The following is a 25,360-nucleotide window of genomic DNA, read 5'->3' as shown; positions in this document are numbered from 1 at the left end:
ATTCCAACAACGACGGAGACACCCGATGAACCTGGCATTGATCGCCACCCTGGCTGGCAGCCTGCTGCTGGCCGCCCCTGCCATCGCGCAGGACGGCGCCCCGAAGAAGCCCAAGACCATGCAGGAAATGACGGCGTACCTGGCGGCCAATCCGCCCAGGCCCATCAGCCCCGCCAGCGAAAGTTCGATCCCGCTGTCGTCCGCCGGATCGGCCGGGACCGAAGTGTGGGTCGAGATGTTCGGCCACCGCGTGGTGCGCAACGTGACGCAGCCGGCGCTGTATCCGCTGCGCCCGGCACCCGGCAAGGCGAATGGCGCGGCGGTCATCATCGCTCCGGGTGGCGCCTTCCTGAGTCTCGCATTCGACAACGAAGGCCTGATGGTGGCGAAATATCTCGCCGAACAGGGCGTGACAAGCTTCGTGCTGAAGTACCGGCTCGATACGACACCGGTCGAAAGCGGCCAGTTCCTGAAGGTGGTGGGTGAACGCATGCGCGGCGCCGATCCGCGCCGGACGCACCGCGATGCCGACGAGAGCCGCGCGATTCCGCTGGCGCAGGAGGACGGGCTGGCCGCGGTGCGCTGGGTGCGCGCCCATGCCGCCGACTATGGCATCGATCCCGCCAGGATCGGCATCATGGGTTTTTCCGCCGGTGGCATGACGGCCATGAACGTGGCCACCGCCTACGATGCGGCCAGCCGGCCCGATTTCGTCGGCGTGATCTACGGTGCGTCGCCGCAGCGGGCCGTGCCGAAGGATGCGCCGCCCGTGTTCGTCGCGGTCGCCGCCGACGATGGCATCATGGCGTATGCGAGCGTGCCGATCTTCGAGGCGTGGCGCGCCGCCGGCCGGTCCGCCGAACTGCATGTCTACTCCGCGGGGGAACACGGCTTCAGCATGCGCAACGTGGGCACCAGTGCCGACCACTGGAACGAACACTTCGTGCAATGGCTGAAAGGCGGGAAAATCATTCCCTGACGGGACCGGGAACGGCGGCAACGCCGCGAGCGTGGACCACGGCATTCGATCGAGGCCGGGCTATACTGGCCGCCGAGGAGGATGGCCAATGATCGATGGAGTGAAACGGGTGGCGGCGTTCTGCGCCGGGAACGAAGGCGGCAACCCCGCCGGTGTGTGGACGGGCGCGGCACTGCCGCCGGAAGACACCATGCGGCAGGTCGCCGCCGAAGTGGGCTATTCGGAAACAGTGTTCGCCGCGCGCGATGCTGAAGGCGAAGGCTGGCGCGTGCGCTACTTCTCGCCCGAATCCGAAGTGCCGTTCTGCGGCCACGCCACGATCGCCCTGGGCGCCGTGCTGGCGCTGGAACACGGCGCCGGCACCTTCGCGCTGCGCACCAGCCATGCGCGGGTCACCGTCGATGGCAAGGCGGAGGGCGCCGCAATCGCCGCCAGCCTGGTTTCCCCGCCCGCCACCGGCCAGGCCGCGCCGCCCGAACTCGTCGAGGAAGCGCTGGCGCTGTTCGGCTATACGCGCGCCGATCTCGATGACCGGATCGCGCCGGCCGTGGCGAATGGCGGTGCTGGCCACCTGATCCTGGCACTGCGTTCGCGCGGGGCGCTTGCGGCGATGCGCTACGACCTGGACGCCGGCCGCGCGCTGATGCGGCGCGAAGGCTGGGCCACCATCGCGCTGGTGCACGCCGAGACGCCGCGGCGTTTCCACGCCCGCAATCCCTTTGCTTCCGGCGGCGTCTACGAAGACCCGGCGACCGGTGCCGCCGCCGCGGCGCTGGCGGGCTACCTGCGCGACAGCGGCTGGCCCGAAACGGCGATCGACATCGTGCAGGGCGCGGACATGGGCGTGCCGTGCCACCTGCATGCGCAGGCATTGCCGGGGCAGGGCGGCGCGGTGCGCGTGTCCGGCCTGGCGCGGCTGATCGGGGAGGGCGCCTGATGCGCCGGCCATGGCTTGCCGTGGCCGGCCGGGTGCTGGGCAGCGGCATGCTGGCTGCGTTGCTCCCGGCATGCGCGGCAGCGGCGCCGGCTGCCTGCCCCGCGAGCGCGCCCGACGCGCAATTGCCCATCATCTTCGACGGCTACAAGGGGTGCAATCCTCTGGGCAAATACTACGAAGCGGTGCGCAGCGCGAGCCCGGACTGGCAGGCCGTGCACCGCTGCGCCGTGCAGGACCGCAACGACGCGGTGCTGATGATGCTGTATGCGAACGGCCGTGGCGTGCCGCGCGATGTCGAGCGCGCCATCGGCCATGCCTGCAGGGTCGACAGCGCGCAGGCCGAACTGGCAGGGCGCCTCGAACACCTGCAACGGATCAAGGCGGGCCAGGACCGCAAGCCATTCGACCTGTGCGACGACATCACCAGCGGCTTGATGATGGGCTTTTGCGCCAGCGTGGCCGAGGACGCCGACGGTGCCGCGCGCAACGCCGCGCTGGCCCGGCTCGACCGGTCGTTCACGGCAGCGCAGCGCAGCCGCTTCGCGGCCTTGCGCAAGGCCACCGACGCATTTGCGCGCAACGTGGGCGACAAGGAGACCGACCTGTCCGGCACGGCCCGCGCCGCCATGTCGATCGGTGCCACGGCTGCCGTGCAGGATGCGTTGCTGGCCGATGTGCGCGCGGCCGAACAGGGCAAGCTGCCAGCCGGCACGGACGCGGCTTTCGCGGCAGCCGACAAGGCCTTGAACGACGTCTATCGGAAGGTGATGGCGCTGCCCGCCGATGACTCGGGCCGGGTGGCCCATAGCACGGTGACGAAGCCGGACATCCGCACCACGCAGCGCAGCTGGATCGCCTACCGCGACGCGTGGAGCGCCTTCGCGCAAGCGCGCTATCCGGCGGTGCCGGCCGCCGCCTGGAAAACCCGGCTCACCGAACGCCGCACGGCGCAGCTGCGCGAGTGGCTGGAGTGAGCACCTCGTCCGTGACCGCCTCGTCCGTAACCACCTCCCGGCCGCTGGGCTACCTGTACCTGGCGCTGGCAATGGTGACCGTCGGCAGTGCCGTCGTCGCCAGCAAGATCGTCGCCGCCACGCTGCCGCCGTTCACGGCCACGCTGTTGCGGTATGCGATGGCGCTGCCGTTCTTCCTCGTGCTGATGCGCTGGCAGGGCGTGCGGTTGCCGGAGATGCCCCGCTCGGACTGGGTGCTGCTGGTGCTGCAGTCGGCGGCCGGCGCGATCGGCTACACGGCCTTGCTGATGGCCGGCCTGCGCGAAGCCTCGGCCGGCGATGCCGCCATCATCGTCGGCCTGCTGCCGCTCGTGTCGGCGTTGTTTGCCGTGCTGGCGCTGGGCGAGCGGCCCCATGGCGCGCTGTGGCTGGCGCTCGCGGTGGCGCTGGCCGGCGTGCTGCTGGCCACCGGCGCTGGAAGCGAGGCAGCGCGCTCCTGGCGCGGCAACCTGCTGGTGCTGGGCGCGGTCGTGTGCGAGAGCGTATTCATCCTGCTGAACCGGAAGATGAAGACCAGCGTGCCGCCGCTGGCGCTTTCGGTCTTGATGACGGCGATCGGACTGGTGCTGTCGGCGGCGGCGGCGCTGCCCGAGGCGCCCTGGTCGCTGGCGTATGACCGGACCGCGCTGCTGGCGATCGGCTATTACGCGCTGGTGCCCACGGTGGCCGGCTACCTGCTGTGGTATGCGGGCGCCGCCCGCGTCGGTGCCGCGGAGGCTTCGCTGATGACGGCCGTGGCGCCGGTCGCGGCGCTGTTCCTTGCCGCCGTGGTGCTGCACGAGCCGGTTACGCCGGCGCAGCTGGCCGGCACCGGCTGCGTGCTGGGCGCGGTGCTGGCCTATGGCCTGGCGGGGCGGCGTGCCGTCAATGCGCCGTCGACTTCGAAAACAGCTGCATGACCAGCACGCCGGCCACGATCAGGCCGATGCCGACGAGTGCCGGCAGGTCGAGCCGCTGCTGGAACAGGAAATAGCCCACCAGGGTGATCAGCACGATGCCGGCGCCCGACCAGATCGCGTAGACCACGCCCATCGGGATGGTGCGCAGCGTCAGCGACAGCATGTAGAACGCCACCCCGTAGCCGATCACCACGAGGATCGACGGAATGGTGCGCGTGAAGCCTTCCGAAGCCTTCAGCGCGGAGGTGGCGATCACTTCGGCCACGATGGCGATCGCCAGGTACAGCCAGTTCATTGGGGCTCCTTGGATGCGAAAGACGCACTGTAGCACCCTGTTCCGCTACCTTGCCGCAACATGCAAGTCATATGGCATCATCGCGCGCACCAAGCCGCTGCTGTTTCCGCCCCCGACCCGACACCGAGAAAGGAAATCCGATGCCATCCCGCCCGCTGTTTGTCGCCTCCCAGACTACCCTCAGTACTTCATTCAGTACCTCGCTTGCTACTTCGCTCACCACCGCGGTCGCTGCCTGCCTGCTGGGCCTCGCGGCCGCTCCCGCCATCGCCCAGGTGGCTCCGGTTGAAAAAGGATTTACGCTGGAAAAGGTGGCCGACTTCGGCCACCAGGTCACCGGCGTGACCGTGGCCGAGGATGGCCGCATCTTCGTCAATTTCCCGCGCTGGACCGAGGATTCGCCGGTGTCCGTGGCCGAGGTGAAGGATGGCGTCGCGACGCCGTTCCCGAACGAGCAGTGGAATGCCTGGCGCAACGCCCGCAAGGATGAGCTGTCGCCCGGCGAGCACTGGGTCTGCGTGCAGAGCGTGGTGGCGGACAGGCAGGGCAATGTGTGGGTGCTGGACCCCGCCGCGCCGGCGCAGGGGCCGATCGTGCCGGGCGGACCGAAGCTGGTCCGTATCAGCCTGGCGTCCAGCGCGGTGCTGCAGAACATCCGCTTCGACGAAAGCGTCGCCACGCAGGGCTCGTACCTGAACGACGTGCGCTTTTCGCCGGACGGCAAATGGGCCTACATCACCGATTCCGGCGTGCGCGGCGCGATCGTGCTGGTGGACCTGGCCACCGGCGAGGCGAAGCGGCTGCTGGACGGCGATCCGTCCACGCAGCCGAAGAAGGGACTGGTCGTGACGGCGGACGGCAAGCCGCTGCGCCGGCCCGATGGCAAGGGCATCGAGTTCGCCGCCGACGGCATCGCCCTGTCGCCGGATGGCCAGTACCTGTACTGGCAGGCCATCAAGGGCGATACGCTGTACCGCATCGCCACCCGCGTGCTGGTCGAGGAAGGCTGGCGCGGCGACGATATCGGCGGCAAGGTGGAGACGGTGGGGCGCAACGGCGTGGCCGATGGCCTGCTGATCGACCGCGGCGGCAAGCACATGTACATCACTTCGCCCGAGGATGATTCGGTCAAGGTGCGCAACCTGCAATTGCCGGGGAGCCTGCCGCGCGTGGTGATCCGCGACGAGCGGCTGCGCTGGCCGGACACGTTCAGCCAGGGCCCGGACGGCGTGGTGTACGTGACCACGTCGCGCATCCAGGACTCGGCCTTCTTCAAGCCCGGCGCGCCGATCGCGTTGCCCACCTCGCTGTGGCGGCTGAAGAACGGCAAGTGAGGCCGCCGGCTTACAGGTCCACCTTCAGCCGCGCGACCACGCTGCGTTCGGCGCCCGGCGTGACGTACAGGTTGCCCCACGACGCGGTGTAGAACAGGCGGTTTGCCAGGTTGTGCACGTCGACCGACAGGCGGGTGCGCCGGTTGACCTGCCAATAGCTGACCAGCTTGAACGTGGTGTAGGCGGGCAGGGAATAGGTGTCGGCATTGTCGCCGGAGCGTTCGCCCACGTAGTTCACGCCGGCGCCGACACCGTAGCGGCTGCCGCCGGGCAGGCGGTCTTCGCGGATCGCCAGCAGGCCGGCGCTGTACTCGGGCACATTGGCCAGGCGCGTGCCGGCGGCCAGGGTCTTGTCCTTCGTCACGCGGGCATCGTCCCAGGCGAAGTTGCCCATCACGCGCCAGTGGCGGCCCGCCTGGCCGTTGACGTCGGCCTCCACGCCGGTGCTCTTGATTTCGCCGGCGGCCACCGAGTAGCCGGGGATGTCGCTGGCGGTCAGCACGTTGGTCTTGGTGATGTCGTAGATGGCCAGCGTGGCGCCCAGGCGCCGGTCCGGCGTCTGCAGCTTCCAGCCCGCCTCGTAGGCGGTGGAGCGCTGCGGATCGAAGGGCAGGCCGGCGATGTCGGTGCCGTTATTGCCGCGGAACGATTTGCCGGCGGAGAGATACAGCGAACTCCAGGCGTTGGGCAGGAAGGTCACGCCGGCGCGCGGCGTGACGGCGCTCTGCTCGCGCGCCACGAAGGTCTTCGCCACGCGGTTTTCCAGCGACTGGCTGTACTCGTCCCAGCGCACGCCGAACAGCAGCTTCCACTGCTCGGAAAGGCTCAGCTGGTCTTGCGCGAACACGGCCTTCACGCGCTGGCGTTCGTCGGAACTGCTGGTGCGGTTCGCCAGCGGCGGCACGGGCTGGCCGTACATGGGCGCGTAAATGTCGATCGGGTAGTTGGCCGAACGGAGGATTTCCGTATTCATGAACAGGCGCGAGGCCTCGGCCCCGACCAGCAGCGTGTGGCCCACGGCACCGGTAGCGAACTTGCCTTCGAGCTCGGCCTGCAAGGCGCTGTCGCGCGAGGGCAGCGTGCGCCAGGTGGCCTGGCGGTTCAGCGTACGGTTGTCGGCCGCCAGCCCGTTCGCTTCCGTGTATTCGCCCTGGAAATTGCTTTCCTTGTAGCTGGCACCGAGGCGCACGCGCCAGTCGTCCGACAGCCGGTGATCCAGCGTGGCCTGGTGCGTGTCGCTGGAGAGGCGCAGGTTTTCGTCGCCTGGCTCGTTCAGTACACGGTCGCGCGGCAGCGTGCCGAGCACGCCGCGCACATTGATCACGCCGCGGTCCAGCGGCGTGTTCGCGCGCAGGAATTCCGATTCCAGGTTCAGCGTGGTACGGCTGTCGATCACCCAGGTCAGCGCGGGCGCCACCAGGTGGCGCTTGTTGTGCAGCAGCGAAGAGCGGGTGTTGCCTTCCTCGGCCATCACGTTCAGGCGATAGGCCACCGAATCGCCCAGCGCGCCCGTGCTGTCCAGCGTGGCGCGCCGCAAACCGGCGCTGCCGATGCTGATCTCGGCCACGTGGTCGGCGGCGAACTTCGGCTTCTTGGTCACGATATTGATCGTGCCGCCCGGTTCGCTGCCGCCATAGACTGCGCCGGCCGGGCCTTTCAGGAATTCAAAACGTTCCACGGTGGCGGTATCGCGCGGCGGGTTGTAGCCACGCGAACCGGGGAAACCATTGACGAGATATCCCATGTCCGTGCTGCTGAAGCCGCGGATCGCGAAGTTGTCCCAGGTGCCGCCGAAATCGTTGAGGCGGGAAATGCCGCTGACGAAGTCCACGGTGTCGGCCATGCGCGTGGCGCCCAGGTCGTCGATCTGCTGGCTGCCGATCACCCGCACCGATTGCGGTACTTCTTCCAGTGGCGTCTCGGTGCGCGTGGCGCCGCGCGACACTTGCGCATTCCACCCGTCGCCGGCACGCTCGGCAACGACGTTCACTTGCGGCATCGGCGTGCCTTCCGATACCTCCGTGCCGGCGGTGGCGGAAAGCGTGGTGGAAAGAATGCACAGCGCAGCAAGACTGGTCGCCGGGGAAGAAGAGTTCATGGGGCCTTCGAAAAAAGGCTCGACTATAAATGAGAATCATTACTGTTTGCAAGCGGTGAGCGTGTGCATGAGGCGCCGCGTGCGGTTTCCATGCGCAGCGGTGGTGCCTGCCGATCGATGCACGGCATCATGAAAAAAGCCAACCGCGCGGGTTGGCTTTCCAGTGCTACGGGCGCTTGCTGGCGCCGATGCAGATTTGCTGATTTTGCTTATTTGCGCTTGTTTGCGCGGCGCAGACGCCAGCCGAGGCCGGCGAGACCCAGCGTCAGCAATGCCACTTGCGATGGTTCCGGTACCGGGCTGACGCCGGCATAGGCACTGACCGCATAGCCGAGTTCACCTTCGAGCGCCGCGTTGCCGCTCGAGAAGTTGACCGACAGCAGGCGCTGTTCCGAATTGCCCAGGTAACTGACCAGGTAGTCTTCGATCTGCGCCGGCTCGCCCGTGACCACATCGTAGGTGCCGCCGAACAGGGTGCTGTAGCTCGATCCGCCATACGTGGCGTCGGCGCCGACGCCACCCGAGACGCCGGCGTCCGCATACAGGATGACCTGGGTATTGGCGGTGAGCGTAAACGAATGGCCAACGGCGACCGTGCTGAACAGCTCACCTTCGGAACCCGTGAAAGTCGCCGAAACACTGGCTGCTCCGTTGTCCAGCGTGCCCGTGGAGCTGCCGGCGCCGACCGTGGCGGCCACGGTGCCGTCTTCCGTGAGGTATTCGAACGGATCGGGGATGCCGAAGTCGTCGTAGTAGCCGGCGGTCAGCACTTTGCCGACTTCATCCAGCGTCAGTTGCGCGGTAACGCCATCATTCAGGTCGAGATCGATGACTTCAAAGCGGAAATTGCTGATCTGCGCCGTGGAGGTGACATCGGCGAACGCGGTCAATGGCAGAGACAGCGCGAGTGCAGCGGCAATAGCGGACAATTTCATTCAGGCTCCGGCATGTGTTAGAGGAAAAACATGATTTTAACCGCAGAGTTGGTGATTTTTTAAGTTATTTATAAGTGAATTTGTCCGTCAGATGCATCGATCCGTCGCTGTCTGGACAGGCGCTGCCGTTGTCCGAGGCAGCTGCCGGGTGTCAGCGGTCCCTGCCCGGCACTTCTCGGCGCCACGGATGGGCTAACTCGGCTATCCTCCCGTCCTTTACAAAATCATCACGCCTTGCCGGGCTGATGAGTGGCACAGAGGAAGTGGATGAAGGTAGCAAACAAGAGCGGCGATACGGCCGCGGCGACGATGTCGAACAAGCTGGCGGTTCCGGACGCGAACGGGCGGGCCGGGACGGAATTCATGCTGGTGAACTGGCTGAAGGCGGTGGCCGCGCAATTGATCGTGCTGCACCACCTAGCGTTCTATGGCCCGATGGCCGACCATGCGCGCACCCTGTTGCCCGAAGTGATGGACTGGTTCGCCGACCCGGCGCGCTTCGCCGTGCAGGTGTTCCTGGTGATCGGCGGGTTCCTGGCCGCGAAGTCGCTGAGTCCCGAGGGCCGCGCCGGGCTGGTCCGTCCGCGCGAGGAGCTATGGCGGCGCTACGTCAAGCTGGCGCCGCCATTCCTGGCCGCGACGCTGCTGGCCGCGCTGGCATCCGCCTGGGCCGCCGCGTGGATGACGCATGATTCGATTTCCGCACCCGCCACGTTCGCGCAGCTGTGCGCCCACGCGGTATTGCTGCACGGCGTGCTTGGGTATGAATCGCTGTCGGCGGGCGCCTGGTATGTCGCCATCGATTTCCAGCTGTATGCGGCGCTGGCCCTGATGCTGTGGCTGGGCGGCCGCGTGGCCGGCACGCGGCCGCTGCCGTGGTTGATGCCGTGCGCTGTCGCGCTGGGCATCGCCGCGTCGCTGTTCTATTTCAACCTCGATGCCGGCTGGGACGACTGGGCTCCCTATTTCTTCGGCAGCTATGGCTTGGGCGTCATGGCGTGGTGGGCAGGCGACCGCAGCCGCAAGGGTGGCGCCGTCGCGTTGCTCGCGGCACTTGCCGTGCTGCCGGTGCTTGCCGCGCTGGTGCTCGACTTCCGCGACCGGATCGCGCTGGCGCTGGCGGTGGCCGGCCTGCTGTTCCTGTTCGGCCGCCTGCGCGCGCGGCCGGATGGGCCCGCGGCGTCCGCTGCCAACTGGCTCGGGCGCATTTCCTACGCCATCTTCCTCGTGCACTTTCCCGTCTGCCTGGTGATCAATGCGGCGTTCGCGCGGTTTGTGCCGGCCGAGCCGGCATGGCAGCTGCTCGGCGTGCTGGGCGCGTGGGGTGCGAGCCTGGCGGCCGGCGCCGCGTTTTACCGGTGGGTCGAGGTGCCGCTCGGCCGCATGGTGCGCTCCGCTACCACGCGGGTTGCCGCGCCCGCGTGGAAGGGGGAGCAGGCAACGCTGCGCACGTGAGGGGCCTGCTCCCGCCAAAAAAAAGGCCAACCGCGCAGGCTGGCCGAAATAGGGGAGGGTAGTGCTGTGCTGCTCAGTGCTTACTGCCTTGCGCCTGCTTGCTTGTGCCTGCTTAGTTATGCCTGCTTAGTTATGCCTGCTTAGTTAAGCCTGCTTAGTCAAGCCTGCTTGGTAGCGCGCTTGCGCGGATGCTCCTTCCTGCTTGCGCCGCAGGGCGCCGGGCCAGCTCGCGCGACATGGAGTGCATCCCGCGAAATCGAACGACCGCTATCGTAGCCGAGCTCGTTGTTTTATTTCTAATGGATTGTTAAGCGAAATTGTCATGAATGTATGACATCGCAAGGGCGGGAATATGACAGCGGGCGGCGAAGTGCCTGTACCTGAACGGGCCGGCGGAAAGCAGGACAGGATCGCCAACAAGGAGACCAAACAAAAAAGCCAACCGCGGACGGTTGGCTTCTCTGATCTATTCGTGGTAGGCCGTGCGGGATTCGAACCTGCGACCAACGGATTAAAAGTCCGCTGCTCTACCAGCTGAGCTAACGACCCGAAAGAGGCCGTATTATATACGTGTCGTTGCGCTCTGCCAAGCGCATTTCCTGTTGATACGCATGCGGCCCCTGCGAATCATCAGGAAACACGCTTCGGCCCGGCAATGCGCTTGGGACGATACTGCGCTTCGGCGCGACACTGCCCCTGGCCCAACGAGGTCAGGCAAGCGATGCCGTGGCCTTCAACACTTCCTCGGCGGTGGTCGTGCCTTCGATGATCTTGCCGGCGCCGGCGATACGCAGCGGTTTCATGCCATCGGCCATCGCTTGCCGGCGCAGCGCGGCGATATCGGTGTCTTCCTTGACGAGGGCATTGAATGCGGCGCTGACGGTCAGCAGCTCATAGATGCCGGTGCGGCCGCGAAAGCCCGTTTGCCGGCACTCGGGGCAGCCCACCGGGCGGTAAACCTGCTGCGGTTTCGGCAGGTTCCAGGACCCGCCGATGCCTTGCCAGATGTCGTCCGGCAGCGTGCCGTCCGGCGCCTTGCAGTCGGCGCACAGGGTGCGCACCAGGCGCTGCGCCATGATGCCGATGATGGTTGCCTCCAGCAGGTAATACGGCACGCCGAGTTCCAGCAGCCGCATCACGGCCGATGGCGCGTCGTTGGTGTGCAGCGTCGACAGCACCAGGTGGCCGGTCAGCGCGGCCTGGATCGCCATTTCGGCCGTGGCCAGGTCGCGGATCTCGCCGACCATGATGATGTCCGGGTCTTGCCGCATCAGCGCGCGCACGCCGTCCGCGAAGGACAGGTCGATGCCCGGCTGCACCTGCATCTGGTTGAACGATGCTTCCACCATCTCGATCGGGTCTTCCACGGTGCACACGTTCACTTCGGAAGTGGCCAGCGCCTTCAGCGTGGTGTACAGGGTGGTGGTCTTGCCCGAGCCGGTGGGGCCGGTCACGAGGATGATGCCGTGCGGCCGCTTCGTCAGCGCATCCCAGCGCGCCGCATCCTCGGGCGGGAAGCCCAGCTCTGGCAGCGTCTTGACGACCACGTCCGGGTCGAAGATCCGCATCACCAGCTTCTCGCCGAACGCCGTCGGCAGCGTGGACAGCCGCAGCTCGATTTCCTGGCCGCCGGCGGTGCGCGTCTTGATCCGGCCATCCTGCGGGCGGCGCTTCTCGATCACGTCCATCCGCCCCAGCAGCTTGATGCGCGCGGTCATCGCGATCATCACCACCGCGGGCACCTGGTACACCTGGTGCAGCATGCCGTCGATGCGGAAGCGGATATTGCCGATGTCGCGCTTCGGTTCCAGGTGGATGTCGGAAGCGCGCTGCTCGAACGCGTATTGCCACAGCCAGTCGACGATGTTGATCACATGCTGGTCGTTGGCGTCGACCTGCCGGTTGCTCTTGCCCATCTCGACCAGCTGCTCGAAGTTGTTGCGCAGGGCGAGGTCCTGGCCGTTGGACTTGTTGGCATCCCTGATCGACTTCGCCAGGGAAAAGAATTGCGAGGTGTACTGGGCGATGTCGAGCGGATTGGCGATCACGCGGCGGATCGAGCGGCGCGAGATCTTGGCGATCTCCGGTTCCCATTCGAGCGCGAACGGATCGGCGGTGGCGACGGTCAGCGTGTCGGCCGTGATTTCCACCGGCAGGATGTTGAAGCGCGCCGCATAGCTGGCCGACATCACGTCCGCCACGCGGGTGAAGTCGACCTTCAGCGGATCGATGCGGTACAGCGGCAGCCTGGCGCGCCCGGCCAGCCATTCGGTCAGCACATCCAGTGTCAGTTGCCGGTGCGGCGGCTGGGCGGACAGGATCTTGCAATGCGCCACGGCGCACAGCGGATGCATCGAGCCGGCGGTGTTGCGCAAGATGCCTTGCGCCTGCGCGTAATGGGCCTTGACGCCGGCTTTCTCGACCATGCCGTCGGCCAGCAGCCACGTGAAGATCTGTTGCAGGTCGAGTGTCCTGGTCATGGCTATGCCCCGGCCGAAGCGAGGCCCTTCACCCAGGTTTTCGCCGGCAGCCTGGTCTGCGCGTGGATCGCCTTGGCACGCCCTTCCAGGGCGGGGATGTCGAGCGGGCGGGCGCGCCGGAATGCCAGCGCGACCACGTTGCCCTCGTGGACTTCGGGCAGGCTGACCACTTGCGGGAACGCGTACTTCATCGCCTTCAGGTTCTTCGCATAGCTGGGATGGTCGCCGAACAGGTTTACGGTCATGATGCCATCCTCGCGCAGGCAGGCGGCGCAGGCGGCATAGAATTCCGCCGAGTCCAATACCGGGCCGCGCGCGGTGGCGTCGTACAGGTCCACCTGCAGCGCATCGAGGCTGTTGTGGTTGGCGGGATCGCTGACGAAATCCAGCGCATCCATCTCCAGCACGCGCAGCCGCGCATCGTCCGGCGGCAGCTTGAACATCGACTGGCAGATGGCGATCACGTGCGGGTTCAGTTCCACCGCCGTCACCTGCGCCTCGGGGTAGGTGCGGTAGCAGAACTTCGTCAGCGTGGCGGTACCCAGGCCCAGCTGGGCGACGCTGCGCGGCGTATCGATCCACAGCATCCATGCCATCATCTGCTGCGCGTATTCCAGTTCGGGCCAGTCGGGCTTGCGGATACGCATGGCGCCCTGTACCCATTCGGTGCCGAAGTGCAGGTAGCGCACGCCATCCTGTTCGGACAGCGTGACCGGCGCGAATTTCGGTTTGTACGGGGCCAGCTTGCGTGCGGCGGTTTTCGCCGCCGGCTTCGCGGGACGGGACGATTCTTCTTTTTCGATGGATTTACGTTTGATCAGCATGGTGGGATTCCGGTGGGGCCTTCATTATCCCGCGTCGCTTTGCCCTGGATCAAGCTTTCAATGGCAGGCGTGCCGATGCCAGGGTGCCTCGATGGCGTCATTGATACGCCGATGACTGCGCCGACAAGGGTGCCGATAAGGGTGCCGATAAGGGTGCCGATGCGTGCGCCAATGCAAACTGCCGGCGCGCGGGCCGGCAGTGTCGTGGTGGCATGCCCGCCTGGCCATGCCGTCATGGAGCTACTTCATGGAGCTACTTCATGGCGGCTACTGGACCGGTTCGACCGAGACGCGCAGGCGCACGCGTTCGCCCGGGTCCTGCGACATGTAACTGGTGTAATTGCGGCCGCGGTAGTCATACACGACTTCGTAGCCGGTGGTACGCGATTCCCAGCTGTCGACGGTACGGCATTGTTTCACCGCCTGTTCCTGCACGCCCGCGGGCGCCGCGTTCTGGTTGTCGACGCGGTCGCCGACCACCGCGCCGGCGATCGCACCGGCCGCCGCCGCTGCCGTGCGGCCGCTGCCGCTGCCCACCTGGCTGCCCAGCAGCGCGCCGGCGATGCCGCCGACGATGGAACCACCCACGCTGCGCTGCTGCGGCTGCTGTACCTGCACATACTCCGTGCGGCATTCCTGCTGCGGACGGTTGACCCGCTCGACCTGCGGCGTGACCCGCACGACGCGGCCGTAATCCTCGAAATCGGCGGCCTGCACGGCCGGCAGCGAGCCAAGCAGCACGGCCGACAACATCCATTTCAATGGCAACTGAGTTTTCAGTTTCATTTGAAGTACCTCTATTGGTGATTGTCTTATTGTCAGTGACGATTGTGGAAATACAGGGAAGTGTGTATTACGCGGTGCAATGGTAACGCCGGCGTATCGGGCCAATCCGGGGTCATGGCAACAAAATGTAACCCTTGCTCCGCTGTCTTGAAGCGGATTTGCCCTCGGCAAATGAAGCGGGAGGATGATTGTCTGCAGGGCATCTTAAATGGCGCTGAAAATGACCGGTTTTAACAAATCTTGCGCGTGCTGCCACTTTAAAGTTGATTCATGCTGTACAACACGTTACCCTTACACTCTAGGGATCGAATTGACGGAGAGAAACGCGACTAGCGCTGCCGGTGCAGCGGCATGCCGCACATCGCGAGGTAGCAGTGTCGTGCGTTGTCGCGCGTTGTTGCGCGTTGTCGCGCATCGTTGCGCATCGTTGACATGCACCCACCTCGCAGTGTGCCGCAGCGTGCCTTGTATAGGTGCCTTCAATATAAAACACATACCGTACAACAGGTCGATTTTGAGGGAAAAATGAGTTTGTTCTTAACCGTGCCGCCCAACCTCGTTCAGTCCATCAGGGCATTCAGGATCGCTGAACTGCAAGAGGAGGCCGGCCGCCTGGGCCAGCATTTTTTATATGCGTATTGCCATGCCGGCCTGACAAAGCAGCAAGTACTGGGCATCATTGCCGAATCCTTCAGGTTCCCCAAGCCCTGCGGCAAGAATTTCGATGCACTGCGCACCACGCTGACGGAAACGCTGTTCCAGGCCGGAGCCCAGCCCGGCTTCGTGATCGTGCTCGAACAACTGCCCAATACCCAGAAATTCGACCGTGAAGCGCGTGAAACGCTGCTCGACGTGTTCCGCGACGCGGCCGACTGGTGGGCCGAAAAGAAGGTGCCGTTCCGCGTTTTCTACTCCTTCGAATAGCGCCCGGCCGGCCGGCTGAAGCTTCCCCCGCCGTTGTTCCACCCGCGCCGGCCGCTGGTCCGCCGTTGGTTCGACCTTCCGCAGCGGGTACAATGTCGGCCATGAAAAACATCGTCATCCTCATTTCGGGCCGCGGCAGCAATATGGAAGCCGTGGTCCGCGCCGCCGAAGCGGAGCAGTGGCCGGCCCGGATCGCCGCCGTCATCAGCAACCGCGCCGATGCGAAAGGCCTGGAATTCGCCGCTGCTCGCGGCATTCCCACCGCCGTCGTGCCGAACAAGGAATACCCGACCCGCGAAGCATTCGATGCCGCGCTGCAGGCCGTGATCGACGGTTTCGCGCCGGATCTCGTCGTGCTGGCGGGCTTCATGCGGATCCTCACGCCCGGCTTCGTCGAGCATTACGCCGGCCGGATGCTGAACATCCATCCGTCGCTGCTGCCGCTGTTCCCCGGCCTGCATACGCACGAGGCGGCACTGGCCGCCGGCCATGCCGAGCATGGCGCCACCGTGCATTTCGTTACCGCCGAGCTGGATCACGGTCCGATGGTGGACCAGGCACGCATAGCGGTATTGCCCGGCGATACCCCCGAAACACTGGCGCAGCGCCTGCTTGTGCAAGAACACATCCTGTATCCGCGCGCCATCCGCTGGTTCATCGAAGATAAACTGACCGTCGAGAACGGCCAGGTTTACGGACCGCATCGACCGCACGACAGCGCCTTGTCGTCGGCCACATCGTCGGCCACCCCGTCGGCCATGTCGTCGCCCCCATCGCCGGCCCCGGCCGCGAATTAATTCATCACCAGGATTCCCATGAGATTGCCTCCAGTCGTGCTCGCCAGCGCTGAAGAAGTGCTGCGCGAGATCTTGCGCTTTACCGCGCCGGCGGACACTACCTTGTCCCGCTACTTCAAGGACCACCCCCGCCTCGGCGGCCGCGAACGCGGCGCGATTGCCGAATGCGTGTATGCGGTGCTGCGCAACAAAAACTTCTTCACCGAGTTTTCCGAGCCCAATGGCGGTGCCACGATGCGCCGGCTGACGTTGCTGGGCATGGCCGACGCCGTCGGCATCGAGGCGCTGCCCGGCCTGACGGACGAGGAAGTGGAGTGGCTGAAGCGGATGCGGGACATCGACCGCTCGCTGCTGCACAAGTCGCTGCGCACCAATATGCCGAAGTGGCTGTGGGAAAAGCTGGCCGAGCAGTACGGCGAAGACGAAGCGCTGCAGCTGGCCGATGCGCTGAACACGCCGGCGCCGCTGGACTTGCGCGTCAACGCGCTGAAGGCGGACCGCGATAAGGTCATCGAGCAGCTGGCCCAGGCGCCGATCGCCGCGACGGCCACGCCGTTCGCGCCGCTGGGCCTGCGCGTGCTGAAGAAGCCGCAGTTGCAGAACCTGCCACTGTTCAAGGAAGGCGCGATCGAAGTACAGGACGAGGGCAGCCAGGTGCTGGCGCAGATCCTGGGCGCGCGCCGCGGCGAGATGGTGGTCGACTTCTGCGCCGGTGCCGGCGGCAAGACGCTGGCGCTGGGCGCGCAGATGCGCAATACCGGCCGCCTGTATGCATTCGACGTGTCGGAAAAGCGCCTGGCCAAGCTGAAGCCGCGGCTGGCGCGCTCGGGCCTGTCGAACGTGCATCCGGTGGCCATCGCGCACGAACGCGATGCGAAGATCAAGCGGCTGGCCGGCAAGATCGACCGCGTGCTGGTCGACGCGCCATGCTCCGGCATGGGCACGCTGCGCCGCAACCCGGACGTGAAATGGCGCCAGCCGGTCGAGGCGATCGCCGAGATGCACGCGAAACAGGTATCGATCCTGGATGGCGCCGCCCGCCTGGTCAAGGCCGGTGGCCGCCTCGTGTATGCGACGTGCAGCCTGCTGAAGGAAGAGAACGACGCGGTGGCCGAACAGTTCATCGCGGCACACCCGGATTTCCACCTGGTGCCGATGAGCCAGGTGCTGGCGGAACAGAAGATCGACCTGGAAATGGGCGATTACCTGAAGCTGCTGCCGCACAAGCACCAGACGGACGGTTTCTTTGCCGCCGTGTTCGAGCGCAAGCCGATGGCCAAGGCGGTGCCGGCCGACGAAGCCGGTGACGAGGCCGCATCGGAGACCGCTGACTGATGAAACAGATCCCGCTGTCGGCATTATGGAACGACCTGCTGGGCGACCTGCGCGATGCGGGCCTGATGTGGCAGCTGGGAGCGCTGGTCCTGTCGGTCGCGCTGGGATGGATGTTGTCGCGGCTGGTGCTGGCCCGCCTCGGGCGGCGCGACGATCGTACCGCCATGGCGCGGTTTGGCGTGGAAAGCTTTGCCCGCGTGATCGCGCCGCTGGCGATCGTGCTGTTACTGTGGCTGTCGCAGATCGTGCTGGGGCGCTGGTACCAGGTGAACCTGCTGAAGGTGGCCCTGCCGATCTGGGGCTCGCTGGCGGTGATCCGGCTGACGTTCTACCTGCTGCGGCGGGTGTTCGCTCGCCGTGGCGAAATCGGCGCGGCGATGCTGACGTTCGAGAAGATCTTCCAGCTGCTGGTGTGGGTGGCGTTCGCCCTGTATATCACCGGGTACTGGGACGACATCTACCGTTATCTGGACCACAGCGAGCTACATCTCGGCAAGAGCCGGGTCACGGTGGCGGAAATCCTGCAAGGCGTCGTCTCCGTCGTCGTCACGCTGGTGCTGGCGATGTGGGCCGGCGCGGCGCTGGAAGAGCGGCTGATGGGCGTGGATACGCTCAACGGCAATGTGCGGGTGGTGCTGGCGCGGGTCGGCCGGGCGCTGCTGATCGTGTTTGCCGTGCTGTTCAGCCTGAACCTGGTGGGCATCGACCTGACCGTGCTGTCCGTGTTCGGCGGCGCGCTGGGCGTCGGCCTCGGCCTTGGCCTGCAAAAGATCGCCAGCAATTACGTGTCCGGCTTCATCATCCTGCTCGATCGCAGCCTGCAGATCGGCGACATGATTACCGTGGACAAGTTCAGTGGCCGGGTGGCGCGGATCAATACGCGCTACACGGTGCTCCAGGGGCTGGACGGCGTGGAATCGATCGTGCCGAACGAGATGTTCGTGTCGAGCCCCGTGCAGAACACCACGCTGACGAACAAGGAAGTCTGGCTGAGCACCAAGGTGGCGGTGGCGTATGACACGGATCTCGACTACGCGCTGAAGCTGCTGGAAGAGGCGACAGCCTCGGTGCCGCGGGTGCTGAAGTCGCGGCCGCCAGGCGCCACGCTGCTCAACTTCGGTGCCGACGGCCTGGAGCTGCAGGTGGGCTTCTGGATCGGCGATCCGGAAAACGGCCGCGGCGGCGTGACATCCGATGTCAACCGCGCGATCTGGAAAGCGTTGAAGGATCATCAGATCTCCGTGCCGTTCCCGCAGCGCGAAATGCGCATCATCGGCCAATTGCCGATCCCCGAAATACCACATGACGTTAAGTAATCGTTGCGCCTGTCCCGGACGAATACGCGTACAATGGATGGTAACGTCTGCTGGCGATGCGCAAGATTTCCGCGCGACTGGAAATCATTTGAATGGATGGAACTAGTTTGAACGCTGTCTTGGACTTCCTGACGCATGGCATCACCGGTCTGTCGAACTGGCAAACCGTCATCTATACGCTGATCGTTACGCACATCACGATCGCGGCTGTCACGATCTATCTGCACCGCCACCAGGCACACCGCGCGCTGGAACTGCACGCGATCCCGAGCCACTTCTTCCGCTTCTGGCTGTGGCTGACCACGGGCCAGGTCACGAAGGAATGGGCCGCGGTGCACCGCAAGCACCATGCCAAATGCGATACCGAGGAAGATCCGCACAGCCCCGTGACCCGCGGCATCAAGAAAGTGTTCTGGGAAGGCGCCGAGCTGTACCGCGCTGAAACGAAAAACAAGGAAACGCTCGACAAGTACGGCCACGGCACGCCGGACGACTGGATGGAGCGCAACCTGTACACCAAGTACAGCTGGCAGGGCGTGGCGCTGCTGCTGATCCTGAACGTCATGCTGTTCGGCGCCAAGGGCCTGACAGTGTGGGCCGTGCAGATGCTGTGGATCCCGATCACGGCAGCCGGCATCATCAACGGCATCGGCCACTACTGGGGTTATCGCAACTTCGATTGCTCGGATGCGGCCACCAACATCATTCCCTGGGGCATCATCATCGGCGGCGAAGAGCTGCACAACAATCACCATACCTATGCCACGTCGGCCAAGCTGTCGTCCAAGTGGTATGAGTTCGACATCGGCTGGGGCTATATCCGCATGATGGAAATGGTCGGCCTGGCCAAGGTGAAAAAGCTGCCGCCCAAGCCGAAGTTCGCCACCGCCAAGCTGCATGCCGACATCGAAACGCTGCAAGCAGTGATCGCCAACCGCTACGACGTGATGGCCAAGTACGCCAAGTCGGTCAAGCATGCGTGGGACGAGGAAGTGGAACACCTGAAGCACAAGGCGCAGCTGGAATCGGGCGTGCTGAAATCTGCCCGCAAGGCCATGCAGCGCGAACCGGCGAAGCTGGAAGCGGTGCAAAAGGCGCATCTGACGGAGCTGTTCCAGCACAGCAAGGCGCTGGAAACCATGCACACCATGCGTGTCGAACTGGGCGTGATCTGGGAGCGTTCGCACTTCACCCGCGAAGAACTGGTGCACAAGCTGCAGGACTGGTGCCAGCGCGCCGAAGCCTCCGGCATCAAGGCACTGCAAGACTTCTCGCTGCGGCTGCGCAGCTACGCGTAAGCCTCCTGCAGCACATCGACAAACGGCCCTTCGGGGCCGTTTTTATTTGGCGCAGGGCGTTCGCCGGAAGCGGGACAGTCCCCAAGGCAGGGACAGTCCCCCTGGAAGCGGGACAGTCCCCAAGGCAGGGACAGTCCCCCTGGAAGCGGGACAGTCCCCAAGGCAGGGACAGTCCCCATGGGAGGGACAGTCCCCTTGGGAGGGACAGTCCCCCTGGTTTTTACAACACTCCAGATGCAAAAAAGCCGCTCGAGAGCGGCTTTTTTCGTGGAACAAGATCGATTACTTGATCTTGGTTTCCTTGTACGTCACGTGCTTGCGGGCTTTGGGATCGAACTTCATGATCTCCATCTTGCCAGGCATCGTGCGCTTGTTCTTGGTCGTGGTGTAGAAGTGACCCGTGCCAGCGGTCGATTCCAGCTTGATTTTGTCGCGGCCAGTTTTTGCCATGATAGCTCCCTATTAGACTTTTTCGCCGCGAGCACGCATGTCGGCCAGGACGGCGTCGATGCCGACCTTGTCGATCACGCGCAGACCGGCGTTGGACAGACGCAGGGAGACCCAGCGGTTTTCAGATTCAACGAAGATGCGGCGGTTCTGCAGGTTCGGCAGGAAACGACGCTTGGTCTTGTTGTTTGCATGGGAAACGTTGTTGCCGACCATCGGCTTCTTCCCAGTGACTTGGCAAACACGTGCCATGTTGCACTCCTTAGATAACTTCCAAAATTGGAAAAACAGGAGTTTATCCAAAAAGCTGAGGTTTTTCAATCACTTGTGAAAAACAATTGTGTCACGATAGCGGGGAAAAATTTAACATTTAGCGGATCTGTGAACGGCCAAGTCCGCGCGGTTGTCCGAAGTCATTGATATCTAACGGTAAACGCCACGCGGACAGGGAGGAAATTGTTACATCTGGCCGTTTTCCGCGAAGGAATGCACGCGATGTCCCGCCACAACGAAATGGTCGAGGATGCGGATATCGACCAGCGCCAGTGCCTGCACCAGCGCGCGCGTCAGCAGCATGTCGGCCTCGCTGGGTTCCGGCGTGCCGGAAGGATGGTTATGCGCCAGCATCACGCTGGCGGCGTTGCGTGTCAGTGCCTCGCGCACGACTTCCCTGGGATAGACGCTGGTATGAGTGAGCGTGCCGCGGAACAGTTCGCGTGCCGCGATCAGGCGGTTGCGCACATCCAGGAACAGCACGTGGAACGATTCGTAGGGCCGGCCGGCCATTGCCAGGCGCAGGTACTGCTTGGCGGCCTGGGGCGAACAGATCGATTCGCCGGACAGCATTTCGTCGCTGATGGCCCGGCGCGCCAGCTCGATGACGGCGTTGAGCTGGGCATACTTGGCCGGACCCAGGCCGGGTACCGCGGTAAAATCCTTCAGGCTGGCGCGCAGCAGGGCTTGCAGGGAGCCGAAGTGCCGGACCATGTCGCCGGCCAGTTCGACAGCGTTCTTGTCGCGCATGCCCACGCGCAGGAACACGGCCAGCAATTCCGCGTCCGACAGGGCTTGCGCGCCTTCGCGGATCAACCGTTCACGCGGGCGCTGGTGCGCCGGCCAGTTCGAGATGCTCATGTGTGCCTCCTTGATCGGAAGGCCATTATCGGAGGGGGCGGGCCGGGCCATACTGATATGGCGAAGACAGGCGCAAGACTCGTGGCGCCGGCGGCGCCCGGGCAGCGCGATCCGCCGGCTGGCGCCAAGCTGGCTTACAATACCGGTTTGCCCAGCCAATCGCCCTCAACCCGGGTCATATCATGTCGAACGTCGTCACTCCTTCCGCGTACCTCACCCTGCATTACCGCCTGGCCAAGCTGGACGGTACCGATATCGTCTCCACCTTCGACGGCAATCCGGCCACGCTGATGCTGGGCTCCGGCCAGCTGGCACCGGTGCTGGAAGAGTTGCTGCTCGGCTTGCCGGAAGGTACCCATCGAACCTTCGACCTGGAGCCGGGCGTGGCCTTCGGCCCGCGCAATCCGGAGCTGATCCGGCCCGTCACGCGCGCCACGCTGGACGAGAACTCGGTACCCGGCGCGGAATACCGCGTGGGCGACCTGGTCGATTTCGCGGCACCGGGCGGCGGCCGTTTTTCCGGCATCCTGCGCGAGCTGCACGACGATGCCGCCATCTTCGACTTCAACCACCCGCTGGCAGGCCAGCCGGTGCGTTTTGAAGTGAACCTGATTTCCGTGTTGTAAAACAGATGAACACCGCGATGCAAACCAATAAAGAAATCCTCCTGGCCCAGCCGCGCGGCTTTTGCGCGGGTGTCGACCGCGCGATCGAGATCGTCGAGCGCGCGCTGCAGCAGTTCGGCGCGCCGATCTATGTGCGCCACGAAATCGTGCACAACGCCTATGTGGTGGCCGACCTGCGCGCGAAGGGCGCGATCTTCATCGAAAAACTGGACGATGTTCCGGCCGGCAACACCCTGGTGTTTTCCGCCCACGGCGTATCGAAGGCGGTGCGCGCCGAAGCGGAATCGCGCGGCCTGTCGATCTTCGACGCCACCTGCCCGCTGGTGACCAAGGTGCACGTGGAGGTGGCCAAGATGCGCAAGTCCGGCTGCGAAATCATCATGATCGGCCACGATGGCCACCCGGAAGTGGAAGGCACCATGGGCCAGGCCGAAGAGGGCATGCACCTGGTGGAAACCATCGACGACGTGGCAACGCTGCAGGTCGGCAACCCCAACAATCTCGCGTACGTTTCCCAGACCACGCTCTCGGTGGATGACACGGCCGAGATCATCGAAGCGCTGAAGGCGCGTTTCCCGGCCATCCAGGAACCGAAGAAGGGCGACATCTGTTATGCCACCACGAACCGCCAGGAAGCGGTGAAATTCATGGCGCCGCAGGTGGAAGTGGTCATCGTCGTGGGCAGCCCGAACAGCTCGAACTCGAACCGCCTGCGCGAAGTGGCCCGCAAGATGGGCACGCCGGCCTACATGGTGGACCGCGCCGACCAGATCGACCCCGCCTGGCTCGAAGGCCACCAGCGCATCGGCGTCACGGCCGGTGCCTCGGCACCCGAGGTGCTGGTACAGGCCGTTATCGACCGGCTCAAGGAACTGGGCGCCAGGAGCGTCCGTCCCCTCGAAGGCGTCGAGGAAAACGTCACGTTCCCGCTGCCGAAAGGCCTTCTCTGATACAAATGTTATAGACTGAATATTGTTCACCATTGCAGCGATTTTTCCGCGCGTAGTTTTCAGCCGGAATCGCTATGATGGCGGGCAAATCAGCACTATTGCCGATCAGACTTCTTTTCACCGGCTTCCAGAACCCCTGCGAAAGTAGTAGGATGCGAGCCGGTTGCACGGGATGACACAGCGGCAATGAACAGCGATGCTGGAAAGCATCATGCGGCGGCACTGCGGGGCTATCCTCCGGGTGCCGTTTTTGTTACGCGCTGGCCGGCGATACACAGCCGGCCGGCGCATGAGATCGAGCCGATAACACGGTCGAACAAGGTCGAACAAGGGGAGCGATGGATACCTTCATCCAACAAATTATCAATGGCCTCGTGCTGGGCAGCATGTATGCGCTGGTGGCGCTTGGCTACACGATGGTGTACGGCGTGTTGAACCTGATCAACTTCGCCCACGGCGACGTGCTGATGATCGGCGCGATGATCGGCCTGACGATCATGAATATCCTCGGCGCCCATTTCCCTGAAATGAATGGCTGGCTGCAACTGGGCATCGCCATCCTGGGCGCCATTCCCGGCTGCATCATCGTCAACGTGCTGATCGAACGCATCGCCTACCGCCGGCTGCGCAACGCGCCGCGCCTGGCGCCGCTGATCACGGCGATCGGCATGTCGATCCTGCTGCAAACCTTCGCCATGATGATCTGGGGCCGCAACCCGCTGCCATTCCCGCAACTGCTCCCGGCCGATCCGATAGCCATTGGCGGCGCCGTGATCAGCGTGACGCAGGTGTTGCTGCTGGCCCTGGCCGCGCTGTCGATGTGCGCCCTGGTGCTGCTCGTCGAGAAAACCAAGATGGGCCGGGCGATGCGCGCCGTGGCGGAGAACCCCCGCGTGGCGGGCCTGATGGGGGTCGATTCGAACCGCGTGATCGTCTACACGTTCGCGATCGGCGCCGCGCTGGCCGCCGTGGCCGGCGTGATGTGGGGCGCGAACTATGCGTCGATCCAGTTCGCCATGGGCACGATCCCCGGCCTGAAGGCGTTCTGCGCCGCGGTGCTGGGCGGTATCGGCAATATCTATGGCGCGATGATCGGCGGGATCGTGCTGGGCATCATCGAAAGCCTGGGCGCCGGCTACATCGGCGACCTGACCGGGGGCTTCCTCGGCAGCCACTACCAGGACATCTTTGCCTTCATCGTGCTGATCCTGGTGCTGACGGTGCGTCCGTCCGGCATCATGGGTGAACGCGTGGCCGACCGCGCCTGAGGAGACCGACATGGCACTGCTCAATTTCGACACTTCGCGCGATCCGAAAAAGGCCTACCTCAGCATGGCGTTCCTGCTGGCGGTGATGGTGGCCTTCCCGTTCTTCGCGCAACACTATGGCAACTCGTGGGTGCGCATCGCCGACCTGGCGCTGCTGTACATCATGCTGGCGCTGGGCCTGAACATCGTGGTCGGCTTTGCCGGCCTGCTGGACCTGGGCTATATCGCGTTCTACGCGGTGGGCGCCTACCTGACGGGCCTGCTCGCTTCGCCCCAGTTCGCCACGCTGCTCGAATCGATCATCATGCTGCACCCGGCGTTCGGCGAAACGCTGGTGGCGATCCTCGGCGAGGATATCCGCACCAACGGCATCCACCTGTCGGTATGGTTCATCGTGCCGTTCGCGGCGGCATTGGCCGGCCTGTTCGGCGCCATCCTGGGTGCGCCCACGCTGAAGCTGCGCGGCGACTACCTGGCCATCGTCACGCTGGGTTTCGGCGAGATCATCCGGATCTTCATGAACAACCTGAACGATCCGATCAACTTCACCAACGGTCCGCAGGGCATCAATCTGATCGATCCGATCCGGGTGTTCGGCGTGGACCTGGCCGGCGAACAGGGTTCCGGCGCGATGGTGTCGATCGGCGCCTGGCAGATACCTTCCGTCAATGCCTACTATTTCCTGTTCCTGTTCCTGTGCATTGCCACCATCTTCATCACCGCGCGCCTGCAGCATTCGCGCCTGGGCCGCGCCTGGGTGGCGATCCGCGAAGATGAAATCGCCGCGAAGGCCATGGGCATCAATACCCGCAACGTGAAACTGCTGGCGTTCTCGATGGGCGCGTCGTTCGGCGGCGTGGCGGGCGCCATGTTTGCCGCGTTCCAGGGCTTTGTATCGCCGGAATCGTTCTCGCTGACCGAATCGATCGCCGTGCTGGCCATGGTGGTGCTGGGAGGTATCGGCCACATTCCCGGCGTCGTGCTGGGCGGTTTGCTGCTGGCGGCGCTGCCGGAAGTGCTGCGCCACGTGGTCGAACCGGTGCAGATGCAACTGTTCGGCAAGGTACTGATCGAAGCCGAAGTGCTGCGCCAGCTGCTGTATGGCCTGGCGCTGGTGCTGATCATGCTGGTGCGGCCGGCGGGATTGTGGCCTTCACCGAAGCACGAGGATCGCCCGGACGGCGATTCCGACACCAAGGGCAAGGCGACCGGCGTCGTGGCAGCGTAAGG

General features: G+C 64.8%; 24 protein-coding genes and 1 tRNA gene. 15 read left to right on the top strand and 10 right to left on the bottom strand.

All coding sequences use genetic code 11. The annotated features are described in order from the left end of the window. Positions 1-25: 25 nt before the first annotated feature. The 4 genes from OU994_RS27080 to OU994_RS27065 all read left to right on the top strand — a co-directional run bounded on the left by OU994_RS27080 (position 26) and on the right by OU994_RS27065 (position 3,828). The gene (locus OU994_RS27080) at positions 26-979 is read left to right on the top strand and encodes an alpha/beta hydrolase (RefSeq protein WP_281608432.1); all 954 of its coding nucleotides are present in this window, start codon (positions 26-28) and stop codon (positions 977-979) included. Positions 980-1,067: 88 nt separating this feature from the next. Next, complete coding sequence (locus OU994_RS27075; RefSeq protein ID WP_281608431.1) at positions 1,068-1,916, top strand: PhzF family phenazine biosynthesis protein; 849 nt, start codon at positions 1,068-1,070, stop codon at positions 1,914-1,916. Then, entirely contained in the window at positions 1,916-2,890 is a 975-nt protein-coding gene (locus OU994_RS27070) for a lysozyme inhibitor LprI family protein (RefSeq protein ID WP_281608430.1), read from the top strand. Before OU994_RS27075 ends, OU994_RS27070 begins: the two co-directional genes overlap by 1 nt. After that, on the top strand, positions 2,887-3,828 hold the full coding sequence (locus OU994_RS27065) for a DMT family transporter (RefSeq protein WP_281608429.1): 942 nt from the start codon (positions 2,887-2,889) through the stop codon (positions 3,826-3,828). Before OU994_RS27070 ends, OU994_RS27065 begins: the two co-directional genes overlap by 4 nt. Here OU994_RS27065 and OU994_RS27060 read toward each other — a convergent pair. After that, complete coding sequence (locus OU994_RS27060) at positions 3,794-4,123, bottom strand: multidrug efflux SMR transporter (protein ID WP_131144236.1); 330 nt, start codon at positions 4,121-4,123, stop codon at positions 3,794-3,796. The genes OU994_RS27065 and OU994_RS27060 overlap by 35 nt on opposite strands. Before the next feature lie 140 nt (positions 4,124-4,263). On the opposite strand from OU994_RS27060, the gene OU994_RS27055 reads away from it, so the two are divergent. Next, entirely contained in the window at positions 4,264-5,457 is a 1,194-nt protein-coding gene (locus tag OU994_RS27055; RefSeq protein ID WP_281608428.1) for an L-dopachrome tautomerase-related protein, read from the top strand. 10 nt (positions 5,458-5,467) lie between these two features. Here the strand turns inward: OU994_RS27055 and OU994_RS27050 are convergent, their stop codons facing one another. Together OU994_RS27050 and OU994_RS27045 are read right to left on the bottom strand one after the other, a co-directional pair. Beyond that, positions 5,468-7,555, bottom strand: coding sequence for a TonB-dependent siderophore receptor (locus OU994_RS27050; protein WP_281608427.1), 2,088 nt, complete (start codon positions 7,553-7,555; stop codon positions 5,468-5,470). A gap of 209 nt (positions 7,556-7,764) precedes the next feature. Next, complete coding sequence (locus OU994_RS27045; protein WP_281608426.1) at positions 7,765-8,490, bottom strand: PEP-CTERM sorting domain-containing protein; 726 nt, start codon at positions 8,488-8,490, stop codon at positions 7,765-7,767. Between the two features lie 267 nt (positions 8,491-8,757). Between OU994_RS27045 and OU994_RS27040 the strand changes: the two genes are divergently transcribed. Further along, positions 8,758-9,945 (top strand): acyltransferase, encoded by a 1,188-nt coding sequence (locus OU994_RS27040; RefSeq protein WP_307731753.1) that lies wholly within the window; start codon positions 8,758-8,760, stop codon positions 9,943-9,945. Positions 9,946-10,418: 473 nt separating this feature from the next. Here OU994_RS27040 and OU994_RS27035 read toward each other — a convergent pair. The 4 genes from OU994_RS27035 to OU994_RS27020 all read right to left on the bottom strand — a co-directional run bounded on the left by OU994_RS27035 (position 10,419) and on the right by OU994_RS27020 (position 14,035). Next, positions 10,419-10,494 (bottom strand) — tRNA-Lys (locus OU994_RS27035). Between the two features lie 161 nt (positions 10,495-10,655). Further along, positions 10,656-12,425 (bottom strand): GspE/PulE family protein, encoded by a 1,770-nt coding sequence (locus OU994_RS27030; RefSeq protein WP_281608425.1) that lies wholly within the window; start codon positions 12,423-12,425, stop codon positions 10,656-10,658. Positions 12,426-12,427: 2 nt separating this feature from the next. Next, entirely contained in the window at positions 12,428-13,249 is an 822-nt protein-coding gene (locus OU994_RS27025) for a spermidine synthase (RefSeq protein ID WP_281608424.1), read from the bottom strand. A 267-nt stretch (positions 13,250-13,516) separates the two neighbouring features. Next, positions 13,517-14,035: a glycine zipper 2TM domain-containing protein gene (locus tag OU994_RS27020; protein ID WP_131144243.1), complete on the bottom strand. Its 519-nt coding sequence runs from the start codon at positions 14,033-14,035 to the stop codon at positions 13,517-13,519. A gap of 525 nt (positions 14,036-14,560) precedes the next feature. Here OU994_RS27020 and OU994_RS27015 point away from each other — a divergent pair. From OU994_RS27015 to OU994_RS26995, 5 genes are all read left to right on the top strand, one after another. Beyond that, a complete protein-coding gene (locus tag OU994_RS27015; RefSeq protein WP_131144244.1) occupies positions 14,561-14,959 on the top strand; it encodes a barstar family protein in 399 nt (132 codons plus the stop codon). Between the two features lie 101 nt (positions 14,960-15,060). Next, positions 15,061-15,756, top strand: coding sequence for a phosphoribosylglycinamide formyltransferase (gene purN, locus OU994_RS27010; RefSeq protein ID WP_281608423.1), 696 nt, complete (start codon positions 15,061-15,063; stop codon positions 15,754-15,756). Between the two features lie 18 nt (positions 15,757-15,774). Continuing rightward, entirely contained in the window at positions 15,775-17,091 is a 1,317-nt protein-coding gene (locus OU994_RS27005; protein WP_281608422.1) for an RsmB/NOP family class I SAM-dependent RNA methyltransferase, read from the top strand. Beyond that, complete coding sequence (locus OU994_RS27000) at positions 17,091-18,407, top strand: mechanosensitive ion channel family protein (protein WP_281608421.1); 1,317 nt, start codon at positions 17,091-17,093, stop codon at positions 18,405-18,407. Before OU994_RS27005 ends, OU994_RS27000 begins: the two co-directional genes overlap by 1 nt. Before the next feature lie 92 nt (positions 18,408-18,499). Then, the gene (locus OU994_RS26995; RefSeq protein ID WP_281608420.1) at positions 18,500-19,705 is read left to right on the top strand and encodes a fatty acid desaturase; all 1,206 of its coding nucleotides are present in this window, start codon (positions 18,500-18,502) and stop codon (positions 19,703-19,705) included. A 282-nt stretch (positions 19,706-19,987) separates the two neighbouring features. Here OU994_RS26995 and rpmG read toward each other — a convergent pair whose 3' ends face one another. The 3 genes from rpmG to radC form a co-directional block, all read right to left on the bottom strand. Beyond that, positions 19,988-20,155: a 50S ribosomal protein L33 gene (rpmG, locus tag OU994_RS26990; protein ID WP_050411857.1), complete on the bottom strand. Its 168-nt coding sequence runs from the start codon at positions 20,153-20,155 to the stop codon at positions 19,988-19,990. Positions 20,156-20,167: 12 nt separating this feature from the next. Further along, entirely contained in the window at positions 20,168-20,404 is a 237-nt protein-coding gene (gene rpmB / locus OU994_RS26985; protein WP_008451488.1) for a 50S ribosomal protein L28, read from the bottom strand. 207 nt (positions 20,405-20,611) lie between these two features. Continuing rightward, complete coding sequence (gene radC / locus OU994_RS26980) at positions 20,612-21,286, bottom strand: DNA repair protein RadC (protein ID WP_281608419.1); 675 nt, start codon at positions 21,284-21,286, stop codon at positions 20,612-20,614. Positions 21,287-21,468: 182 nt separating this feature from the next. Here radC and OU994_RS26975 point away from each other — a divergent pair, with 182 nt between their 5' ends. The 4 genes from OU994_RS26975 (at position 21,469) to OU994_RS26960 (ending at position 25,358) form a co-directional block, all read left to right on the top strand. After that, on the top strand, positions 21,469-21,912 hold the full coding sequence (locus OU994_RS26975) for a peptidylprolyl isomerase (RefSeq protein ID WP_131144250.1): 444 nt from the start codon (positions 21,469-21,471) through the stop codon (positions 21,910-21,912). A 5-nt stretch (positions 21,913-21,917) separates the two neighbouring features. After that, a complete protein-coding gene (gene ispH / locus OU994_RS26970; RefSeq protein ID WP_373922492.1) occupies positions 21,918-22,862 on the top strand; it encodes a 4-hydroxy-3-methylbut-2-enyl diphosphate reductase in 945 nt (314 codons plus the stop codon). 338 nt (positions 22,863-23,200) lie between these two features. Beyond that, positions 23,201-24,130: a branched-chain amino acid ABC transporter permease gene (locus OU994_RS26965; RefSeq protein ID WP_131144252.1), complete on the top strand. Its 930-nt coding sequence runs from the start codon at positions 23,201-23,203 to the stop codon at positions 24,128-24,130. Between the two features lie 10 nt (positions 24,131-24,140). Next, complete coding sequence (locus OU994_RS26960; RefSeq protein WP_281608417.1) at positions 24,141-25,358, top strand: ABC transporter ATP-binding protein; 1,218 nt, start codon at positions 24,141-24,143, stop codon at positions 25,356-25,358. Positions 25,359-25,360 lie beyond the last annotated feature (2 nt).

The sequence above is a fragment of the Pseudoduganella sp. SL102 genome (assembly GCF_027856995.1).
GTDB classification, from domain to species: domain Bacteria; phylum Pseudomonadota; class Gammaproteobacteria; order Burkholderiales; family Burkholderiaceae_D; genus Rugamonas; species Rugamonas albidiflava.
This window is presented reverse-complemented; position numbering and strand designations above follow the sequence as displayed.

Coding starts and splice junctions, on each gene's coding strand:
- OU994_RS27040 (WP_307731753.1), top strand. CDS start 8,758: ATGAAGGTAGCAAACAAGAGCGGCGATACGGCCGCGGCGACGATGTCG.
- OU994_RS27055 (WP_281608428.1), top strand. CDS start 4,264: ATGCCATCCCGCCCGCTGTTTGTCGCCTCCCAGACTACCCTCAGTACT.
- OU994_RS26960 (WP_281608417.1), top strand. CDS start 24,141: ATGGCACTGCTCAATTTCGACACTTCGCGCGATCCGAAAAAGGCCTAC.
- OU994_RS27015 (WP_131144244.1), top strand. CDS start 14,561: ATGAGTTTGTTCTTAACCGTGCCGCCCAACCTCGTTCAGTCCATCAGG.
- radC (WP_281608419.1), bottom strand. CDS start 21,286: ATGAGCATCTCGAACTGGCCGGCGCACCAGCGCCCGCGTGAACGGTTG.
- OU994_RS27075 (WP_281608431.1), top strand. CDS start 1,068: ATGATCGATGGAGTGAAACGGGTGGCGGCGTTCTGCGCCGGGAACGAA.
- OU994_RS27080 (WP_281608432.1), top strand. CDS start 26: ATGAACCTGGCATTGATCGCCACCCTGGCTGGCAGCCTGCTGCTGGCC.
- purN (WP_281608423.1), top strand. CDS start 15,061: ATGAAAAACATCGTCATCCTCATTTCGGGCCGCGGCAGCAATATGGAA.
- OU994_RS27070 (WP_281608430.1), top strand. CDS start 1,916: ATGCGCCGGCCATGGCTTGCCGTGGCCGGCCGGGTGCTGGGCAGCGGC.
- OU994_RS27005 (WP_281608422.1), top strand. CDS start 15,775: ATGAGATTGCCTCCAGTCGTGCTCGCCAGCGCTGAAGAAGTGCTGCGC.
- OU994_RS27025 (WP_281608424.1), bottom strand. CDS start 13,249: ATGCTGATCAAACGTAAATCCATCGAAAAAGAAGAATCGTCCCGTCCC.
- OU994_RS27045 (WP_281608426.1), bottom strand. CDS start 8,490: ATGAAATTGTCCGCTATTGCCGCTGCACTCGCGCTGTCTCTGCCATTG.
- OU994_RS27060 (WP_131144236.1), bottom strand. CDS start 4,123: ATGAACTGGCTGTACCTGGCGATCGCCATCGTGGCCGAAGTGATCGCC.
- rpmG (WP_050411857.1), bottom strand. CDS start 20,155: ATGGCAAAAACTGGCCGCGACAAAATCAAGCTGGAATCGACCGCTGGC.
- OU994_RS27000 (WP_281608421.1), top strand. CDS start 17,091: ATGAAACAGATCCCGCTGTCGGCATTATGGAACGACCTGCTGGGCGAC.
- OU994_RS26965 (WP_131144252.1), top strand. CDS start 23,201: ATGGATACCTTCATCCAACAAATTATCAATGGCCTCGTGCTGGGCAGC.
- rpmB (WP_008451488.1), bottom strand. CDS start 20,404: ATGGCACGTGTTTGCCAAGTCACTGGGAAGAAGCCGATGGTCGGCAAC.
- OU994_RS26995 (WP_281608420.1), top strand. CDS start 18,500: ATGGATGGAACTAGTTTGAACGCTGTCTTGGACTTCCTGACGCATGGC.
- ispH (WP_373922492.1), top strand. CDS start 21,918: ATGAACACCGCGATGCAAACCAATAAAGAAATCCTCCTGGCCCAGCCG.
- OU994_RS27050 (WP_281608427.1), bottom strand. CDS start 7,555: ATGAACTCTTCTTCCCCGGCGACCAGTCTTGCTGCGCTGTGCATTCTT.
- OU994_RS27030 (WP_281608425.1), bottom strand. CDS start 12,425: ATGACCAGGACACTCGACCTGCAACAGATCTTCACGTGGCTGCTGGCC.
- OU994_RS26975 (WP_131144250.1), top strand. CDS start 21,469: ATGTCGAACGTCGTCACTCCTTCCGCGTACCTCACCCTGCATTACCGC.
- OU994_RS27020 (WP_131144243.1), bottom strand. CDS start 14,035: ATGAAACTGAAAACTCAGTTGCCATTGAAATGGATGTTGTCGGCCGTG.